Source organism: Lentzea albidocapillata subsp. violacea, from assembly GCF_900100275.1.
Taxonomy (GTDB): Bacteria; Actinomycetota; Actinomycetes; order Mycobacteriales; family Pseudonocardiaceae; genus Lentzea; species Lentzea violacea.
This window is the reverse complement of record NZ_FNET01000013.1, coordinates 37,489-53,473: the sequence shown is the minus strand read 5'-3', so window position 1 is coordinate 53,473 and position 15,985 is coordinate 37,489. Positions and strand designations below refer to the sequence as shown.

Here is a 15,985-nt window from a genome sequence, read left to right as displayed (position 1 = left end):
TACGTATCAAGCCGCGCACATCAGGGATCTCCCCTAGGCGAGCTCGTGCAGCCTCGCGTGGATCTCCGGCGTGAGCGGGTGGTCGTAGTCCTCGTAGATCGTCAGCGCTTCCAGCAGGTGCGTCCGCGCCACGTCGGGCTGCCCCGCGCTCGTCTCCCCCAGGCCGTGCAACGCCTCCGCGAGACTCTTGCGGTCACCGAGCACCCGCAGGAACTCGATCGCGTGCCGGAACGAGTCACGCGCCTCGACCCTGCTGCCCAGCTTCGACTGCGCCCAGCCGATGCTGACCAGCGCCATCGCCTTGCCGTGCACGGCGTCGTGCGAGTCCATCAGCTCGAACGCCGTCCGCGCCGACGCCAGCGACGCCTCGAACTGGCCCGCGGACCGCAGGATGTCGCTCAGGAACAGCCTCGTGCCGCCCTCGCCGAACCACGAGCCGACCTCGGCGTGCCTCCTCAGCGCCTCGCCGAACCTGTCGACGGCGAGGTCGAACTGGCGCAGGCCGCCGTACGCCATGCCCAGGCCCGTGAGGCTCCACGCGGCACCGACGGCGTCACCGATCTGGTGCCGGATGGCGAGCGCGCGGTCGAAGAGTTCCAGCGCGTCCGCGAAACGCTGCCCGCGGAACGCCGACAACCCCTGGCCGTGCACCGCCCACGCACGGGCCGCCTGGTTGCCGTCACGGGCCGCGGCGCGTTCGGCGACGCGGTACGTGCGCGTCCACTCGTCCAGCGCGCTCGACACGATGAAGTAGTTCCACAGCGCCAACGGGATCTGCCACGCCGTCGGCGAATGCTGCTCGTCGGCGAGTCTCGTCACCGCCAGCAGGTTCGAGGACTCCGTGCGGCACCAGGTGAAGGCGTCGTCGTGCGAGGTGAAGTCCTGAGTGGACAGTGGCGGCAGCAGGAACGCCGGGTGGTCCGGCGGCGCGATGAGGGTGCCGGCGGCGTTCGCGGTGTCGAAGTACCAGCCCAGCAGCCGGGCCACGGCCTCGTCACGGCCGTCCGACGACTCCTCGGTGGTGCTGAGTTCGGTGGCGTACAGGCGAAGCAGGTCGTGCATCCGGAACCGGCCGCGCGCGACCTCCTCCACCATGTGCCCGCCCGCCAGCACGTCCAGCAACGTCCGCGCCCGCGACACCGGCACGCCCGCGAGCGCCGCCACGGCGTTCAGGCTGATCTCGGCGCCGGGATGCAGGCCGATCAGCCGGAACGCCCTGGCCGCGTCGGGTTTCAGGGCCAGGTACGACCACGAGAAGGCGGCACGCACGGCCGTGTCCTCGTCGTCGCCGGTGGCCAGCACGTTCAACCGGTCGTGCTCGTCGGCGAGATCGCTCGCGAGGTCGGCCAGCATCAGGTGCGGCCGCGTCACCACGCGTTCGGCCGCGATCCGCACCGCCAGCGGCAGGTGCCCGCACAGTTCGACGAGCTTCGCGGCGGCAGCGGGTTCGGCGGCGACCCGGTCCGAACCCACCGCGGCCGTCAGCAGCGCCAGGCCCTCGTCGCGCGTGAGGGTCGACAACGTCATCGAGTGCGCGCCGTCGCGGGCGACGAGCCCGCCGAGGTGGTTGCGGGACGTCACGAGCACCATCGACGTCGACCGGCCCGGCAGCAGCGGACGGACCTGCTCGGCCAGCCGCGCGTTGTCGAGCAGCACCAGAACCCGTTTGCCCGCGAGGACACTGCGGTACAGCGCGGACTTCGCGGGCACGTCCTCCGGGATGCGTTCGGCCGGCACGCCGAGGCTCTGCAGCAGCTGGTGCAACGCCGCGCCGGGCTGCACGGGCGGCGCCGACGAGTCGAACCCGCGCAGGTCGACGTGCAGCTGACCGTCCGGGAACCGCGAGGCCACCTGGTGCGCGAACCGCACGGCCAGCGCCGTCTTGCCGACGCCGCCGGTGCCGGTGATCGCGACGAGCACCGGCGAGTGGTCGTGCGGGACGACCTCGGCGAGCTTCGCCAGTTCCTTCCCGCGGCCGGTGAAGTCGCGGATCTCGTGCGGCAACTGGACGGGCACCAGCGCGGGCGCCACCGGTTCCGGCTGCGGGTCGGGCCGGCCGACGAGCAGCTGTTCGTGTAACCGGCGCAGTTCGGGACCGGGTTCGATGCCGAGCTCCTCGACCAGCAGCCGCCGCAGGTCCGTGTAGACGGCCAGCGCCTCCGCCTGCCTGCCGCTGCGGTACAGCGCGGACATCAGCAGACCGTGCAGCCTCTCGCGCAACGGGTGCGCGGTGACCAGCGTCGTCAGCTCCGCCGCCACCTCGGTCTCACGCCCGACCGTCAACAGCAGCGCCGCACGCTGCTCCACGGCCGTGAGCCGCAACTCGGCCAGGCGCGCGCGCTCGACCGCCGCGAACGGACCCGGCACGCCGTCCAGAGCGACGCCCCGCCACAGCCCCAGCGCGGCGTCGAAGGCGGCGACGGCCTCGGCCGGCTTGTCCCGCAGCCGCCCGGCCTCGTCCAGATGGGAGCGGAACACGGCGGCGTCGGAACTGCCGGATGGGAGCCTCAGCAAGTATCCAGCGTCCGTGGAGAGCAGCACGGCACTCGGCGCCCGCGACGCCCTGTCCGGCTCGAACAGCCGGCGCAGCCCGGCGACGTAGGTGTGGATGCCGTTGTCGGCGCTGGCGGGCGGATCATCGCCCCACACGGCGTCGATGAGTTCACTGCGCGACACAACGTGGTTGGCGCGCAACGCGAGCACGGCGAGCACAGCCCTCTGCCGCGGCGGACCGAGCGTGAGCTCCTCGCCGTCCACCGTGGCCGCGAGCGCGCCCAGCAAGCTGACGCGCAACTCGTTCTGCACCCGTGTTCTCACTTCGTCGCTGTCCGCGTTCACCTAGCAACCTACCGTCAGTTTTCGTCCAGAAGCCATCCAGAAGGCGTGCAGAGAGGTTCTCCACACTTCACTCAGGTGGATTGGGTCGAAATGAGGGGCGGGAACATGAACGCGGCCGAGGTATTCGACACGCTCGGGCTGGAGTACCAACGCGCTTGGTCGCACCAGCCCGCACTGCACGGCACCCTCGCCTGGTTCGCCGCGACGCAGCCGTCGGGCTCGCGCGTGCTGGACATCGGCTGCGGCACGGGCGTTCCCGTGGCACGCACCCTGGCCGGCGCGGGCATGAAGGTCACCGGCCTCGACGTCTCCCCGGTCATGGTCGACATCGCGTCGGCCCAGGTCCCCGACGCCACCTTCCACAAGATCGACATCCGCGACTTCGAGTCACCTCCCGGCTCGTGGGACGTCATCTGCGCCGTCTTCTCGCTGCTGCAGATGACCCAGGCCGAGATCATCCGGACCCTCGGCCAGATCTCGGCGTGGCTGCGGCCCGGCGGTCACTTCTTCCTCGCCACCGTGGCCGTCGACGTCGAACAGGTCACTCTGCCCTGGATGGGCCAGGAGATCGAGGTGTCGTCGTTCTCCGAGGAGAACTTCGAGGCGCACCTGGCCGAGGTCGGCCTGCGGGTCGTGCGCCGGAGCCGGCCGGTCTTCACCCCGTCCTACCCCGGCGCCATGCCCGAGGAGTCGCTGCACCTGGTGTGCCAGCGCCCTTAGTGCTGCTCGGCCAGTGCGCGGCCGATGAAGTGCGCCGACAGCAGGGCGAAGATGTACGCCTGCAGGACCTGCACCAGCGCTTCCAGGAAGAACAGCGCGATGGCGAGCGCGAAGCCCAGCAACGACACCGGTTTGAGGTAGATCGGCGCGTTGAACAGGAGGAACTCGCTGCCGAGCGTGAACACCAGGATCAGCAGGTGCCCGGCGAACATCGCCGCGAACACCCGGATCGCGAGGTTCACCGGGTCGAAGAAGAACTTGAGGATGACCTCGGTCGGGATCAGCAGACCCCACAGCACCGGCTTCGGCACGCCCTTGATGATGAACTGGTTGCGCAGGTAGCCCCTGAGGCCGAACTTGCGGATGCCCACGTAGTGGTAGAGCGGGAAGATGATCAACAGCGCGACGGCCGCCGGGAACCCGCTGTGCGTGAACGTCGGGAACTGGATGAACGGAATCAACCCGTAGACGTTGTTCACCAGCACGAAGCAGAAGATGCTGACGATCAGCGGCACGTACGGCGCGAACTCCTTGGCGCCGATCTGCTCACGCGCGATGGTGTTGCGGCCGAAGTCGTAGACCGATTCGGCGGCGAACTGCCAGCGGGTCGGGACGAGCTTCATGCTCCTGGTCGTGACCAGGAAGAACGTCAGGATGATCACCACCGACAGCACCAGCAGGGCCTGCGGTTTGGTCACCGAGAAGTCGAACGGCAGGCCTAGCGGCTCATGCCAGGTGAACATCGGTGGGAGAAGAATGTCGTCTTTGCCCGGTGGGCTGAAAACGTCATTACCGGCCATTGGGCGAACCCCCTCGTCCATGGTCTGGGATCAGACCTTATCGGACGAGGGGGACGCAGATCACAGCAGGGTCACGGTCAGACCGGGATGATCGTGGGGACGATCATCGGCCGGCGCCGGTAGGTCTCCGCCACCCAGCGCCCCACGACGCGCCGCACGGCCTGCGCGATCCGGTGCGTGTCGGTGATGCCCTCGGCCTCGGTGCGCGCCAGCTCCATCTCCACGAGCGGAACGACGGCCTCCAGCGCCTTCGGGTCGTCGGAGAAGCCGCGGCCGGAGATGGTCGGCGACGTCACGGCCCGCCCGCTCGCCCTGTCGATGGCGACGGAGATCGAGATGAAGCCGCCCTCGCCCAGCACCAGGCGGTCGGACAGCGTCGACTCGCCCACGTCGCCCACGGACAGGCCGTCGACGTACACGTGGCCGACGACGACGCGGCCGGAGACGGCTGCCTTGCCGTCGATCAGGTCGACGACTACGCCGTCCTCGGCGATCACGACGTGGTCCTCGGCGACACCGGTGGCGACCGCGAGAGCCGCGTTCGCACGGAGGTGCCTCCACTCGCCGTGCACCGGCATCACGTTGGACGGCCGCACGGCGTTGTAGAGGAACAGGAGTTCGCCGGCCGGTGAGTGGCCGGAGACGTGCACCTTGGCGTTGCCCTGGTGCACGACGGTCGCGCCGAGCTTGGCGAGGCCGTTGACGACGTTGAAGACCGCGTTCTCGTTGCCGGGGATGAGCGACGACGCGAGGATCACCGTGTCGCCCTCGCGGATCGAGATCTGGCGGTGGTCGCCGCGGGCCATGCGGGACAGCGCCGACAGCGGCTCGCCCTGCGAACCGGTGGAGACGAAGATGACCTCGTTCTCCTCCATCCGCATCGCGACGTCGAGGTCGACGAACAGCCCGTCGGGCACGTTCAGGAAGCCCAGGTCGGACGCGATGCCCATGTTGCGGACCATCGACCGGCCGACGAACGCGATCTTGCGCTTGTACTGCACGGCGACGTCGAGCACCTGCTGGACGCGGTGCACGTGCGAGGCGAAGCAGGCCACGATGACCCGCTGGTCCGCCTTGCGGATGACGTTCTCCAGCACGGGGCCGATCTCGCGCTCGGGCACCACGAAACCGGGCACCTCGGCGTTGGTCGAGTCGACCAGGAAGAGGTCGACGCCCTCGTCGCCCAGCCGGGAGAAGCCCGCCAGGTCGGTCAGCCGGCCGTCCAGGGGCAGCTGGTCGAGCTTGATGTCACCGGTGTGCAGGACGAGCCCCGCGGAGGTGCGGATGGCCACGGCCAGCGCGTCCGGGATGGAGTGGTTGACGGCGAAGAACTCGAGCTCGAACGGCCCGTACGAGCGCCGCTCCCCCTCCTTCACCTCCACCAGGCGCGGGGTCTGGCGGTGCTCTCGGCACTTGGCGGCGAGCAGCGCCAGCGTGAAGCGGGAGCCGACGACCTGCACGTCGGGGCGCAGCTTCAGCATGAACGGGACCGCGCCGATGTGGTCCTCGTGGCCGTGCGTCAGGACGATGGCGTCGATGTCGTCGAGCCGGTCCTCGATGGCCCGGAAGTCGGGCAGGATCAGGTCGACGCCCGGCTGGTCGTCTTCGGGGAACAGAACGCCGCAGTCGACGACGAGCAGCCGGCCGGCGTGCTCGAAGACGGTCATGTTGCGGCCGATCTCGCCAATTCCGCCGAGAGCGACGACGCGGAGGCCGCCTTCCGGCAGTGCGGGCGGCAGTTCGGTCGAGTGGGTCACGCGTTAACTCCCAGTTCGGCCGCGATGGCCTCGATGTCCTCGGCGGCGGCAGGCACCAGCGGCAGACGGGGTTCCCCCACGTCCAGTCCGCGCAGGCGCAGCGCCGCCTTCGTGTACGTCACGCCGGGAACCCGGCGGAAAGGTCGCAGCAGCGGCAGCAGCGACTCGTGGATCTCCTTCGCGCGCACCACGTCACCGGACTCGTAGGCGTCGGCCATGTCGCGGAGGCGATCCGCGGCGAGGTGGCCGATGACGCTCACGAACCCGACGGCGCCCACGGACAGCCACGGCAGGTTCAGCGGGTCGTCACCCGAGTAGTAGGCGAGGTCGGTGCTCGCGATCACCCTGCTGCCCGCGTGCAGGTCGCCCTTGGCGTCCTTCACGGCCAGGATCCGCGGGTGTTCCGCCAGGCGCAGGAGCGTGTCGACCTCGATCGGCACGACCGCGCGCGGCGGGATGTCGTAGAGCATCACCGGCAGCTCGGAGGCGTCGGCGATGGCGGTGAAGTGCGCCAGCAGACCTTCCTGCGGCGGCCGTGAGTAGTACGGCGTCACGACCAGCACCCCGTGCGCACCGGCCTTGGCAGCCTGCTGCGTCAGGTGGATGCTGTGCGCGGTGTCATACGTGCCCGCGCCGGAGACCACGCTCGCGCGGTCGCCCACGGCTTCGACGACGGCCGTGATCAGCGCGGCCTTCTCCCGGTCCGTCGTCGTCGGGCTCTCGCCGGTCGTGCCGTTCACGACCAGGCCGTCGTTGCCCAGGTCCACCAGGTGTTTCGCCAGTTCCTGCGCCTTGGGGAGATCGATCTCGCCGCGCGAGTCGAAAGGCGTGACCATGGCGGTGAGTACGCGGCCGAACGGGCGGTCCGTCCCTGCGTAGGGGCTTCCTGGCATGCGCAGAAACTACCCGAGGTCACACACTTCGGTTCAACGACCGCACTCGTTGCACCGCGTCGGCGTCGCCGCTGTATTCCACTCGGGCCTCGTCGCGGCCGAACGCCAGCATCACGAGCTCGGCCACCTCGCCGGTGATCACCACCCCGTTCGCGCCCTGCCTGGCGACGACGTGCTCACCGTCAGGGCGCACCAGCGCCACGCCGACAGGCGACGACTTGTACGTCATGCGCGCGGTGAGCGGCAGCAGCTTCCACAGCGTCGCCTCGCGCCGCGCGTCGTACGGCCGTGGCTCCCAGCCGGCCTGTGCGCGCCGCACGTCCTCGTGGTGCACGAAGTACTCGCCGGTGTTCATGAGCTCGTCGACCGGCTTGATCCAGAACGGCGGCACGCGCACGAGGTCCAGGAGTTCGCTCCACGCCTTGTGCGTGTAGTCCTCCTGGACCTTCTCCGTCCACTTCGCGAACATCGGCAGCAGGATGCCGGGCGCGGTGTCGATGCGGCGCTCGCGGATCGCGAGGTGCGCGGCCAGGTCCAAGGTCCGCCAGGTACCGCACAACGTGGGCGCGCCGGGGCCGAGCTCGGTCATCAGGTCGACCAGCGCTTTGCGCTCGTCACGGGCGAGGCTCACACCCCCATTGCACCACAACCGGATCTCAGGCCTCGTTGGGCTTGTAGCAACCCTTGAAGCCGTCCGGCTTGGCCGAGTTGTCGGCGAGGAGCTTGACCACCTGGTCGCGGTTCAGGTTCTCCGGGTAGCCGGGCCACTCCGGTTCCTGCCCGTTGACGTGCAGCTCGTCGAGCCAGTAGCCGGACTGTCCCGAGATCTTGGCGAACTCCAGGTCGCAGCCCTTCACCCGCACCACGACCTCGATGGTCTTCTCCGAGGACTTGACCGTGCGCTTGCCGATCTTCTTGGACTTCTTCTCCTTCTCCGTGCTGGGCTCGCCGGGGTTGCTGAACCCGGCGGCCTTGAGCTCGGAGACGAACTTGTCCTCGTTGTTGCCGCAGGCCGTCAGGGCGGCGACGCAGCCGAGGGCCAGGAGGGCGGGAACGATCCTTCTCTTCACGTTCAGTTGTCCTTCTTCGCGCTGATGGTGCCGTCGAGTTTGCTGCCGTCCTTGGCGCTGGCGAGGCACCAGACCTTGCGCTCCGCGTTGCCGCCCTTGTCCTTGGCCCACGCACTCTCGCTCGGGACGAGGGTCGTGAGCTTGAGCTTCGCACCGTCCTTCACCCACCCCGAGTTCAGCGTCATCTCGCAGCGCGAGACGCCGAGGCTCTTCAGCGAGTCGAGGCCCGGATACGCGGCGTCGGGGAGGTTCGACGTGATCGGCAACGTGTCGATCACGTCGAACACCTCGAAGTCGTGCGGCTTGTCGCACTCCTCGCGGGTGTCCGAGTTGAGCAGCTTGGCGGGTGCGACCTCGCCGATGCCGCAGGTGTTCTCGTAGAGACCGAACACCGGGATCTCGGCACCCTCGCCATAGGTGAGCGCCTGGCTGCCGCTGCCGGCTCCGGGCGTCGTGAACGACCTGTGCGCGAAAATACCGCCGGTGAACGCCGCCGCGGCGATGACCACGGCGCCGACCAGCGCGATGATGCGGTTGCGCTTCTTCTTCGCGGGGTCCGCGGCGGCAGCGGCCTGCTGGTACTGCTGGGTCTGCGCCGGCGCGATCCCGGTGGGCGGTGTCGGCTGGTTGCCGATGCTGGCGAGCATCGCGCGGGCCTGCGGGCCGGACAGCCGGGCGTTCGGGTCGGCGATCAGCAGACCGGTGATGACGGCACCGAGCACGCCCGTGGCACGGGTCAGGCGCGGGGTCTCGCTCATGATCGCGTGCAGTGTCGAGGCCGTGGAGGAACGCTCGAACGGGCTCCAGCCCTCGACGGCGTAGCAGAGGGTCGCGCCCAGCGCCCACAGGTCGGACGCGGGACCGGCCTCGTGACCGTGGATGCGTTCCGGCGACATGTACGCGGGCGACCCGATGAGGCTGCCGCTCGTCGTCAGGCGCGGGTCGTCGACGGCCTGGGCGATGCCGAAGTCGGTGAGCTTGACCTTGCCGTCCGGTCGGATCATCAGGTTGCCGGGCTTGACGTCGCGGTGCACGATCCCGGCCTGGTGCGCGGCCTCCAGCGCCGACAGCGACTGCAGCGCGATCGACACGACCTGGTTCGGCGGCATCGGCCCGTGCGCGCTGATCAACGTCGACAGCGTGGCCGCCTCGACCAGCTCCATGACGATGTACGTCGTGCCGTTCTCGTTGATCGCGTCGAACACCGTCACGACGGCGGGATCGTTGAGCTTGCCTGCGGTGCGCGCCTCACGCAGAGCGCGCTCTTCGAGCACACGGCGTTCCTCGTGCGCGATGCCGTCCGGCAGGTGCAGTTCCTTGATGGCGACGAAGCGTCCGATGTGGCGGTCCTGGGCACGCCAGACGATGCCCATGCCACCGCGGCCGAGCTCGGCCACCAGGGCGTACCTGCCCGCGATGACGCGCGGTTCGACTGCCTGTCCGTGCACGTGCGCTCCTACGACCTTGGAACCGGGGGCGTTGACGGTACTTGAGACCCGCCGACTGCAGGATCGGTTCCTAGGCTTCCGGCGCTACAACCAGTTCGTGACCTGCGGCACGCAAGGCGAGCACCGCACGACCGAGGTCGGTCTGCTTCACGAGCAGATGGTCCGTGTCGTAAGTGGACAATGCGAACAACGAGACGCCCGCTGCCGCCAGTTCACCCGCCAGAGCAGCCATGATGCCGGTCAGCGTGAACTCCAGGGGCCCGCGCACGGTCAGCAGCCGCCAGCCCCTCTCCGCCGCGTCACCGTCCATGACGAACGACGCGGGCGCGATGATCGACACCTCGGCCGGGGTCCTGGTCACGGAGACCAGGACGTCGGTGAGGTCGAGCAGCCCGCTGGGGACCGCAGCGTCGGGCGCCAGGCGCGTGACCGCGTATTCGCCGGGCCGGACGTCCACGATGAGCCGCTTCATGGGCGTCAGCCTTCAACCACGAGTGGGCTGGAGGCAACTTCCGTGCCGTCCGGGAGTGTCGAGATGACGAAGTCCGCGAACGCGTTGGGCGCTGCTTTCGTCAGTTCGCGCAGGCACGCGATGGCGAGCTCGCGCAGTTCGACGTTGATGTGCTCGGTCGCGCGCATAGCGATGAAGTGGCGCCACGAGCGGTAGTTGCCCGTCACGACGATCTCGGTGCCGGTGGCGTTGGGCAGCACGGACCGTGCGATCTGCCGCGCGCGCCGGCCGTTCACGGTCTTCTCCAGGCTGTGCACGAGGTCCTCGTACGCCTTGAGGCTCGCCTCGGTCGCGGCGACGAAGCGCGCGTGCAGCTCGGGGTCCTGCGCGATCAGGTCCGGTTCCACGACGTCGGTCGGGTCGGTGCGCTGGGAGAGCTGCGAGTACGAGAAGTGCCGGTGCCGGATCAGCTCGTGGGTGAGCGAACGCGGTAGCTCGGTCAGGTAGAGCGAGGCGCTGCCGTGCTCGAACGCGGCGAGGTGCCCGACGTCGAGCAGGTGGTGCAGGAACGTCGCGTTGGTGTTCGTCATGGGGTTCGAGCGGTCCCACGACTGGTAGCAGGCCCGGCCGGCGAACTCGACGAGCGCCGCGCCGCCGTCCGCGTCGGTCGTCCACGGCACGTCGTCCGGCGCGATGAACTCGGTCCTGGCCACCAAACGCACTCTCGGCATGGAGCCGACATTAGCCCTGACATCAGTCGGTGGTTGCACGATGTCGAAAGTGACGTCATAGTGGTGTCATGGATCTGTCGCCGTACATCGCGTCACTGCGCGAGGACCTGGCGACGGCCGCATCCGCGGGGGACGACAACACCCGTCGAACGGCCGCCGCACTGTCCGCAGCGCTCGAGCCAGCCGCGCGACTGGCAATCATGAACGCACTGTCCGACCTGGCCGCGGAGGTCACCGCCTCCCTGGACGGCCAGGTCGTGGACGTTCGCCTGTCCGGTCGTGACGTCCAGGTGGTCGTCACGGGATCGGCGGAACCGGAGCCGGAACCCGCTCCGCGGCACGAGATGCCGAACTTCGGCGCAGGTGACGCCACGGGTGACATCAGCCGCATCACGCTGCGCATGATCAACGAGCTCAAGTCGAAGGCCGAGGCCGCCGCGGCGGCTCAGGGCGTGTCGCTGAACTCGTTCATCCAGCAGGCCGTGGGTGGCGCGGTGCACGGCAAGCACAAGCATCAGCACAAGGGGTGGAGCGGAAACGCCGGCTCGGGCTCGCGCGTCCGCGGATGGGTGCAGGGGTGAGCGGCATGAGCGAACCGACTTCCGAACCGACCGGCGTGGTGCGTCAGCAGAGCTTCGAGTTCGCGGGCATCGCCGAGATCGACATCTCACTGCTCAGCGGCCGCGTGCAGGTGCAGCTGGTCGACAGCCCCGGCGTGCACGTCGAGGTGCGGCACGACCCGAACGCGGGCAACTCGTGGACCGAGGGCCTGTCCAGCGTGCTGAGCTGGGTCAGCGGCCAGTTCGGCCCGGACAAGACGACCCCTCCGTCAAGTCCGGAGGACGCCGTGCGCGACGCACGCGTCGAACTGCTGGGCAACCGTTTGCGCATCGAGTCGTCGAAGGCGCTGCCGTTGCGTGCTGTGCCGCTGTCCGTGGTGGTGACGGCTCCCGTGGGGTCGCACGTGTCGTCACGGACCGGCGCGGCCGACGTCGTCGTCACGGGCGGTGCGGGTCGTCTCGACCTGAACACCGGCACGGGCAGTGTGTCCGCGGACCGCGCGACCGGCGATGCCAAGGTGAACTCGGGCGCCGGCACCGTGCGCCTGGGCACGATGCTCTCGTCGCTGAAGGCCAAGACGGGCAGCGGTGACGTCGAGGTGTCGTCGATCGGCGGCACCAGCACGCTGATCACCGGGACCGGCGACGTGTGGCTGGGCGCCGTGCAGGGCAACGTCCAGGTCCGCACCGGCAGCGGCGATCTGACCGTGGCCGACGCGGCTTCCGGCGAGATCCATCTCGGCACCGGCTCTGGCCACATCCGCGTCGGCATCCGGCAGGGCACGCTCGCGCGGGTCGACCTGGTGTCCACGTCGGGCAATGCGCGCAGCGACTTCGACGTCTCGTCCGAGCCGCTGGGTGACGCCACCCTGTCGGTCACGGGCCGCACGGGCAGCGGCAACGCACTGGTGACCGCCGCTTCGAACTGACCGGGGGGTCGGGTAAGGCCGGACGGCGTCCTCACGGCTCCTGGAACGGTTTGGAGCCGCCGGGGACGTCGTCCGGAAAGAGCGGGCAGCGCAGCTCGCCGGTCAGGAACTTCCTGATGAAACTCGAGAAGTTGCCGTCGTAGGACCACTTCTGCCGCAGGTCCGTGATCATCACGGTCCACTCGTCCGGCTCACCCCTGGTGTACCAGAGGCAGTGGTCGCCGTTCACCGTCATGCCCCAGGGCAGCAGGCCGGGAGAGTCCGGGTGCACCCGCAGGCCCGGCTGGCGCCGCAGCGCCCGCAGCATCTTGGGCGCCGTCGACATCCAGTTCATGAAACCGGCCCGTGCCGTCGGGTGCAGGATGCGGACGTAACCGCCGACGATGAGCGGCGGATAGGCCTCGGCCAGGTGCACGAAGTCGCTGGGCAGCGCGGTGCCGGCCCGGCCTTTGACCGCGTCCCAGTCAACCGGGTCAGGACGCCGTTCGGGCGCTCCCAGCAGGTCGATCCACTCGTCAGGCGGCACCGTTCACCTCCGTGACCCTCAAGCATCGCCTGTGGCACTAGGGATTCGGTTGTACCGCAGTCCGGCGACGACCAGCGAGACGACGGCGTCGAACGCGTCCTGAATGTGAGGATTGCCCCACTCCTGGGCGTGCGCCGGGTGATGGAACACCTGCGTCGCGTCCCAGACCGCCTGCGCCGTCCGCTGGATGTCGTCCGTCACGAACTCGTGGGTTTCCACTCCCGCCGAGATGATGCGCGCGATCTGCCCCACGAGGTGGCCGATGTGGTACTCGGGGATGGCGCGGCTCTCGCTGACCAGCACCTTGAACGTCGCGAACAGCTCGGGTTCGTCGACGTGCGAGAGCCGCTTCCGGTCGAACAGGTGCTGCAGCCAGGCCCTCAGGTTGTCCGCCGCGCTCGCTTCGGCGTCGAGGACCGACTCCATCTCCACGTGGATCGCGTCGAGCCAGCGCCGCGTCACGGCCTCGCGCAACGCGGCCTTCGTCGGGAAGTGGCGGTAGACGCTGCCGTGGCTGACCCCGAGAGCCTTGGCGACGTCGACGACGGTCGCCTTGGCCGGGCCGTACCTGCGCAGCACCTCTTCGGTCGCCACGAGGATCGCCTCGCCGGTCAACGCCTCCGCCACGTCATCTCACCTCTCGCTGTCCAGCATCGCCATCTGCGCGGCCGCGTACCGCGTGCCCGCGGCGGCCCCGACGGGAACGACAGCCTCGATCTCCTGCAGTTCCCGCTCGGTGAACGTCACGCCGACGGCACCGATCGCCTCGTCCAGCCTCGCACGCTTCGTCGTGCCCACAAGAGGCACCACGTCCTCACCGCGTGCCGCGACCCATGCGATCGCGAGTTGCGCGACCGTGACGCCCTTGCCCGCGGCGATCTCACCGAGCTTCTCGACGAGTGCGGCGTTGCGGGTCAGGTTGTCGCCCTGGAACCGGGGCGCGTGGCCACGCCAGTCACCGGCGTCGAGGGTGAGCGGGGTGGAGGAGATCAGGCCGCGCGACAGCACGCCGTACGCGGTGATGCTGATCCCGAGCTCGCGGGTGACCTGCAGGATCTCCCGCTCGACACCGCGCTCCAGCAGGCCGTACTCGATCTGCAGGTCGGCGATGGGGTGCACGGCGTGGGCGCGGCGGATGGTGTCGGCGCCGACCTCGCTCAGGCCGATGTGCCGGACGCGGCCCTTGTCGATCTGCTCGGCGATGGCGCCGATGGTGTCCTCGATCGGCACGTTCGGGTCGAGCCGGGCCGGCCGGTAGATGTCGACGTGGTCGGTGTTGAGGCGTTGCAGTGAGTACGCGAGGAAGTTGGCCACGGCGGCCGGGCGGGTGTCGAACCCGATGAACGCGCCGTCGGCGTCCCTCATGCCGCCGAACTTCACGCTGAGCTGCACCTCGTCGCGACGGCCCCGGATGGCCTCGGCGATGAGCATCTCGTTGTGGCCCTGGCCGTAGAAGTCACCGGTGTCGAGCAGCGTGACGCCCGCGTCGAGGGCGGCGTGGATGGTCGCGATGCTCTCGTCCCGGTCGGCCGGGCCGTAGGCGTTGGACATGCCCATGCAGCCAAGACCGATGGCGGACACGACCGGGCCGGTGGCTCCGAGCTGACGCTTCTGCATTTTTCGAACCCCTTCGTCTCTTCGGTGAGTTCCAGCCTGCCCGATCAGCTGACAGATTTCAATATCTGTCAGTCCATAGTTGTCCAGACGATTGACAAAATAGTTTTGAACGTTCAAAGTGTTTTTTGCGATGAGAGACGTGATCTATCTGGACCGGATGGAGCAGGCCGAGACCCTGCTCAAGCCACAGCGCGTGGAGGTGCTGCGGCAGCTCGCCGCGCCGCGCTCGTGCACCGAGGTCGCCGAGGTGCTCGATCAGACGCCGCAACGCGTGCACTACCACGTCAAACAGCTGGTCAAGGCCGGCCTGGCGACCCAGGTGTCCGAACGCAAGGTGCGCGGCGTCCAGGAAGGCCTCTACCAGGCCGTGGCGCGGTCGTACTGGCTGTCACCGCGGCTGGTCGGCCGGATCGGGTCGCGCGACGAGCTGGCACTGGGCCACCTCGTCGACCTCGCCGAGCAGATCCAGGTCGACGTGGCGGCGCTGGACCGGTCGAGCGAACTGCCGTCCGTCGGCGTGTCCGGCGAGATCCGGGTGCCACCGGAGGAACGGCAGCAGTTCCTGGCCGAACTGCAGACGACGTTGCAAGAGCTCTTCACCCGTTATGGCGGCGCGGAAGGAGATGCGTTCCGCATCGCGCTCGCCTGCTACCCCAAAGGAGACGATCGATGAGCACCGGAACCGTCCGCGTTCGCACGTCCGCCAGTCCCGCCCGCGTCTACCGGGCGCTCACCACCGCCGACGAGCTGCGGGTGTGGCTGGCCGAGCACGCGGATGTCGACCTGGAGGGCGGGAAGTACGAGTACTGGGGGCGCTACACGCCCGACGGCGAACGCCACCGGCAGAAGCTGCTGGGCTTCGACGACACGTCGGTGCGCTACTCGTGGTCGCTGTACGGCACCGAGTACACGGTCGAACTCGCCGTGGAGCAGCGTGACGGCGAGACGCTCATCGCGGCGACGCAGTCCCCCTATCCGAACTGGGGCGTGGGCGAGGACCGGGACGAGGTCCTCCAGACGTTCTGGCCGCTGGTGCTGGGCAACCTGGTCGAGCACGTCGAGGGCCGGCCCGTGCTGGGGTTCTGCGACTTCACGTCGCCCGAGCAGCGGTTCGAGTTCGACATCGCGGCGACGCCGGCGGCCATCATCGACGCGCTGACCGATCCCGACGTGTTCGCGCGGTGGTTCGGCGCCCGGATGGACATCGAACCGCACGTCGGCGGCCGGTGGTCGATGGGCAGCCTGGAGGACGAGCCGAACCCCGCGAAGATCACCGCGCTGGACGAGGAGAACCTCGCGCTGGAGTTCCCGGGCGGGATGGTGACGTCCTGGGAGCTGAAGGGCTCGGAGGGCAAGACGCGGCTCACGTTCGTGCAGAGCGGCTTCGACCCGGCGAGCCCGCCGTTCGGGCCGTGGATGGGCTGGCTGTCCGGGTTCGCGGACCTGCGCCGGATGCTGGAGCTGCCGAACTGGCGTCCGATGTGGCACTCGTACGACATCCCGGGTTTGCCTGATGGAGTTCTCGTACTCGAATAATCGGGTGTGAAACGGCGGGTGAGAGCCAGATCATTCGGCTCTCACCCGTTTGCGCCTGGCTTTCGTCGGCGACGGCTCGATAACTTCGGGGTCGTGCTTGAGTCAGCGC

The 15,985-nt window shown here is 69.1% G+C and carries 17 protein-coding genes; 5 read left to right on the top strand and 12 right to left on the bottom strand.

Features of this window, described 5'->3' with window-relative positions; all coding sequences use genetic code 11:
- Window positions 1-33: 33 nt before the first annotated feature.
- Window positions 34-2,838: an AfsR/SARP family transcriptional regulator gene (locus BLR21_RS26625; RefSeq protein ID WP_090009579.1), complete on the bottom strand. Its 2,805-nt coding sequence runs from the start codon at window positions 2,836-2,838 to the stop codon at window positions 34-36.
- 105 nt (window positions 2,839-2,943) lie between these two features.
- Here BLR21_RS26625 and BLR21_RS26620 point away from each other — a divergent pair, with 105 nt between their 5' ends.
- Window positions 2,944-3,558, top strand: coding sequence for a class I SAM-dependent methyltransferase (locus BLR21_RS26620; protein ID WP_176929795.1), 615 nt, complete (start codon window positions 2,944-2,946; stop codon window positions 3,556-3,558).
- Here the strand turns inward: BLR21_RS26620 and atpB are convergent.
- The 8 genes from atpB to thyX form a co-directional block, all read right to left on the bottom strand.
- On the bottom strand, window positions 3,555-4,358 hold the full coding sequence (gene atpB / locus BLR21_RS26615; RefSeq protein ID WP_090009572.1) for a F0F1 ATP synthase subunit A: 804 nt from the start codon (window positions 4,356-4,358) through the stop codon (window positions 3,555-3,557). The genes BLR21_RS26620 and atpB overlap by 4 nt on opposite strands.
- Before the next feature lie 77 nt (window positions 4,359-4,435).
- Entirely contained in the window at window positions 4,436-6,115 is a 1,680-nt protein-coding gene (locus BLR21_RS26610) for a ribonuclease J (RefSeq protein WP_090009570.1), read from the bottom strand.
- Window positions 6,112-7,008: a 4-hydroxy-tetrahydrodipicolinate synthase gene (gene dapA, locus BLR21_RS26605; RefSeq protein WP_090009567.1), complete on the bottom strand. Its 897-nt coding sequence runs from the start codon at window positions 7,006-7,008 to the stop codon at window positions 6,112-6,114. The genes BLR21_RS26610 and dapA overlap by 4 nt, the downstream gene beginning before the upstream one ends.
- 19 nt (window positions 7,009-7,027) lie before the next feature.
- A complete protein-coding gene (locus BLR21_RS26600) occupies window positions 7,028-7,639 on the bottom strand; it encodes a TIGR03085 family metal-binding protein (RefSeq protein ID WP_176929794.1) in 612 nt (203 codons plus the stop codon).
- Window positions 7,640-7,664: 25 nt separating this feature from the next.
- A complete protein-coding gene (locus BLR21_RS26595) occupies window positions 7,665-8,078 on the bottom strand; it encodes a hypothetical protein (RefSeq protein ID WP_090009564.1) in 414 nt (137 codons plus the stop codon).
- Window positions 8,079-8,080: 2 nt separating this feature from the next.
- Window positions 8,081-9,526: a serine/threonine-protein kinase gene (locus BLR21_RS26590; RefSeq protein ID WP_256334949.1), complete on the bottom strand. Its 1,446-nt coding sequence runs from the start codon at window positions 9,524-9,526 to the stop codon at window positions 8,081-8,083.
- Window positions 9,527-9,596: 70 nt separating this feature from the next.
- On the bottom strand, window positions 9,597-9,998 hold the full coding sequence (locus BLR21_RS26585; protein ID WP_090009561.1) for an ACT domain-containing protein: 402 nt from the start codon (window positions 9,996-9,998) through the stop codon (window positions 9,597-9,599).
- Between the two features lie 5 nt (window positions 9,999-10,003).
- Window positions 10,004-10,708, bottom strand: a complete 705-nt coding sequence (gene thyX / locus BLR21_RS26580) for an FAD-dependent thymidylate synthase (RefSeq protein ID WP_090009558.1) — start codon at window positions 10,706-10,708, stop codon at window positions 10,004-10,006.
- Between the two features lie 68 nt (window positions 10,709-10,776).
- Between thyX and BLR21_RS26575 the strand changes: the two genes are divergently transcribed.
- Both BLR21_RS26575 and BLR21_RS26570 read left to right on the top strand, forming a co-directional pair.
- Window positions 10,777-11,289: a toxin-antitoxin system HicB family antitoxin gene (locus BLR21_RS26575; protein ID WP_090009555.1), complete on the top strand. Its 513-nt coding sequence runs from the start codon at window positions 10,777-10,779 to the stop codon at window positions 11,287-11,289.
- 5 nt (window positions 11,290-11,294) lie between these two features.
- Window positions 11,295-12,197 (top strand): DUF4097 family beta strand repeat-containing protein, encoded by a 903-nt coding sequence (locus BLR21_RS26570; protein ID WP_090009961.1) that lies wholly within the window; start codon window positions 11,295-11,297, stop codon window positions 12,195-12,197.
- A gap of 31 nt (window positions 12,198-12,228) precedes the next feature.
- Here the strand turns inward: BLR21_RS26570 and BLR21_RS26565 are convergent, their stop codons facing one another.
- Genes BLR21_RS26565 through BLR21_RS26555 form a run of 3 tightly spaced genes read right to left on the bottom strand, consistent with a single transcriptional unit; the run spans window position 12,229 to window position 14,340 of the window.
- Complete coding sequence (locus BLR21_RS26565; RefSeq protein WP_090009553.1) at window positions 12,229-12,723, bottom strand: hypothetical protein; 495 nt, start codon at window positions 12,721-12,723, stop codon at window positions 12,229-12,231.
- 18 nt (window positions 12,724-12,741) lie between these two features.
- Complete coding sequence (locus BLR21_RS26560) at window positions 12,742-13,350, bottom strand: TetR/AcrR family transcriptional regulator (protein ID WP_090009550.1); 609 nt, start codon at window positions 13,348-13,350, stop codon at window positions 12,742-12,744.
- Between the two features lie 6 nt (window positions 13,351-13,356).
- On the bottom strand, window positions 13,357-14,340 hold the full coding sequence (locus tag BLR21_RS26555; RefSeq protein WP_090009547.1) for an aldo/keto reductase: 984 nt from the start codon (window positions 14,338-14,340) through the stop codon (window positions 13,357-13,359).
- 130 nt (window positions 14,341-14,470) lie between these two features.
- On the opposite strand from BLR21_RS26555, the gene BLR21_RS26550 reads away from it, so the two are divergent.
- Both BLR21_RS26550 and BLR21_RS26545 read left to right on the top strand, forming a co-directional pair.
- Window positions 14,471-15,013, top strand: coding sequence for a winged helix-turn-helix domain-containing protein (locus tag BLR21_RS26550; RefSeq protein WP_090009544.1), 543 nt, complete (start codon window positions 14,471-14,473; stop codon window positions 15,011-15,013).
- Window positions 15,010-15,876, top strand: coding sequence for an SRPBCC family protein (locus tag BLR21_RS26545; RefSeq protein WP_090009541.1), 867 nt, complete (start codon window positions 15,010-15,012; stop codon window positions 15,874-15,876). Before BLR21_RS26550 ends, BLR21_RS26545 begins: the two co-directional genes overlap by 4 nt.
- The last annotated feature ends 109 nt before the right edge of the window (window positions 15,877-15,985 follow it).